This window comes from Synechococcus sp. H60.1, assembly GCF_047462335.1.
GTDB lineage: Bacteria > Cyanobacteriota > Cyanobacteriia > Thermostichales > Thermostichaceae > Thermostichus.
This window is the reverse complement of record NZ_JANSJA010000012.1, coordinates 1-2,567: the sequence shown is the minus strand read 5'-3', so window position 1 is coordinate 2,567 and position 2,567 is coordinate 1. Positions and strand designations below refer to the sequence as shown.

Below are 2,567 nucleotides of genomic sequence, written 5' to 3'. Positions count from 1 at the left end.
CTTCCTTTCCGAGAAGCCAAGACAGCCCTACAGAAGCTGGATCTGGAGCGTATCGCTGTACTGAGGGTAGCAACAGATGGACAAGAGGTGGAGATGTTGACTAGCTTGGAGCTGTGGCTCAAGGACATCAAGGTCATCTATGTGGAGTTTGGCTCGGAGCAAGACCGCAAGCAGATTGACCGGATGCGGGATCCTTCTCACATAATCTGGCGGGGGATCATGTCTCAGGGTAGCCAGGGCTGTCTGTGCTACCTGAGTAGAAGCTACATTCCAGACGGAGCTAATGACTAAAATAGGAGAGTGAGCTATGGAAAACTCTGAAAATACAGCTCTGCAGCCTCGTGTTCTACTGAGTTGGCCAATTTCACCAGACTATGTACCTCCTCCAGTTTTTTCCAGTCAACAAGTGACCTTGTGCCCGAGAGGAGGAGCTAAAGGTTTTGTAGAATCCTCTAGCGTCTGTCAAGATCTCATTAAATGTCCAGAGGAAGAGTATGACATTTACGACTTTATACAAAAATCATCTCAAATTGAGAATAAAAGATTTGACTTACTAATCGTTCGAGCATCTAGTTGTGAGCCAAGCATCCCTATCAATACTAAAAAGCTTAAGTGCCCGACTGTTTTACTTGCAGGAACCACTCATCAGGAGCGTTTTCCAATTAGCTATCTCTTAGCTTACTGTGCAACTGAAGACTTTGACTACATCGTTACTCCTATCAACCGTCATCACTTGCACTGGTTTGCAGCAGCAGGGTTTAGCAATACAGCGTGGCTGCCACTCATACACATGCACACGGTTACTCATGAATGGGTGGAGACCAGAGAAGACAAAGTTGCTTTTTTAGGACATGCGGGTAGTTTTCATCCAAGGCGAGTTCGGCTGCTCAACACTCTAAAGGAGGCCGGCTTGCCTCTAGTAGCAAAGTCTGGAACTAGGGAGGAAGGTGCTCGCTTGTTTGCTCACTCCTTAGTTTCATTTAACTGTAGCTTAAACGGAGACTTTAACCTAAGAAACCTCGAGATTATATCCGCAGGAGGATTTCTGTTGACAGATCGCTTATCGTTTGCTTCTGGTTTTGATGAGTATCTTACTCCAGGCTTGTACTGTGATGTCTATGACTCCGAGTCTGAGCTAGTAGAAAAAGTCAAGTTTTACTTGGAGAACCCAGAGTTAGCGACAGAAATCGCGAGAAGAGCCTACGAGAAGTTCTTTACAGGCTGGCACCCAAGGTATCGGGTAGCTGACCTGATGAACTGGGTGTTTAAGGGAGAACTGCCTGAATTTTACGCGGGCAACTCCGATCCTCGATTCTTCATTAGCACCTCTAATAACGATCTTATGGATACACGGCTAGCTATCTATGAATCTGTTCAGGAGCTACACCGGGTAGAAGAGAGACTTAAGATACTGGTTAGTAAGGAGTGTCCAGTAGCAATTGTCTCGGATCTCCTAGATCTGCCTAGGCTAGAAGTCTACGCTGAGGCTGGCTTCCCAGTGTCTGAGCTTCCGAAGACAGATAGAGTCACATCCAGAGTGGATGTTTTTAAGGAGGGACATAACTATTCGAACGGTGGTATTTGGGATGTTTTAATTGTCAATTCCAGCAACGACCTTATTTCTCAACTTTTACCTTACTCTAAGTTTGCTTTTGTCCTTGGAGACCAGAATCAGATAGTATTTTCCAACGCAACGAGATTGGCAAACATTGAAACAATTTATTATAGTTTGTCTAGAGCAGACGGCTCCTCCTGTCGAGTTGAGATACGCTTTTATAAGGAAGGAGAAGACTCAACAAGATATACTTTTGATGAAATATTTAGAAAGCAATCTTACCCGTTTCTAGACTTTGTCGATGATGTATCACTAATAGTTGACGTAGGAGCAAACATTGGTATTGCCAGCACTTACTTTCGAGCATTGTACCCAAATGCCAAGATTCTTTGTTTTGAGCCTGATTCATTGGCCTTCCACTTGTTAAAGCTAAACAGTGTCACAATAGGGAACTGCGATTTGTACCCATTCGGCTTATACAGCGATGACATTGACAAAGTTTTTTACAGTAGTCTCATAACACCTTCCCATAGCTCTGTATACAAAAATCGAGACACTGCTTTCCCAAGAATTGTCCGTTTTGTAAAGGCGAGCTCATTTTTAAAGAGCATTGGCATTGCAAAAATTGATATCCTCAAGATAGACACGGAAGGCTGTGAGACCCAAATACTGAAGGATCTCTTTGAGATGTTAGCTGACGTTAAGATAATATACTTAGAGTTTCATTCAGAGGAAGATAGGCGAATAATCGATCAAATTCTGAGTACCACCCATGTTCTCTGTAGGGGAAATATATTTGACGCACATCGAGGAACGCTTTGCTACTTAAACAAGAAGAACATCCTTCATAATCCATTGATAGAGCCTCTTCGGTAGGAGCAGTTTATTTAGCCAACCAACGACCAGCCTGGTAAGGCAGACTCTAAACTGCTCCTCTAACTTACTTGTCCATCACTACATCGAGATCCACCCCCAGTTCTCGCAGCTTTTGGGCCAGGCGCTCCGCCCGCTG

Annotated in this window: 1 protein-coding gene and 1 pseudogene; both read left to right on the top strand. The window is 44.2% G+C overall.

What is annotated here, in order from left to right:
* A pseudogene (locus tag NW852_RS00550) lies at positions 1 to 291 on the top strand (glycosyl transferase family 1); the annotation flags it as partial.
* Positions 292 to 307: 16 nt separating this feature from the next.
* Complete coding sequence (locus NW852_RS00545) at positions 308 to 2,431, top strand: FkbM family methyltransferase (RefSeq protein WP_414366400.1); 2,124 nt, start codon at positions 308 to 310, stop codon at positions 2,429 to 2,431.
* The last annotated feature ends 136 nt before the right edge of the window (positions 2,432 to 2,567 follow it).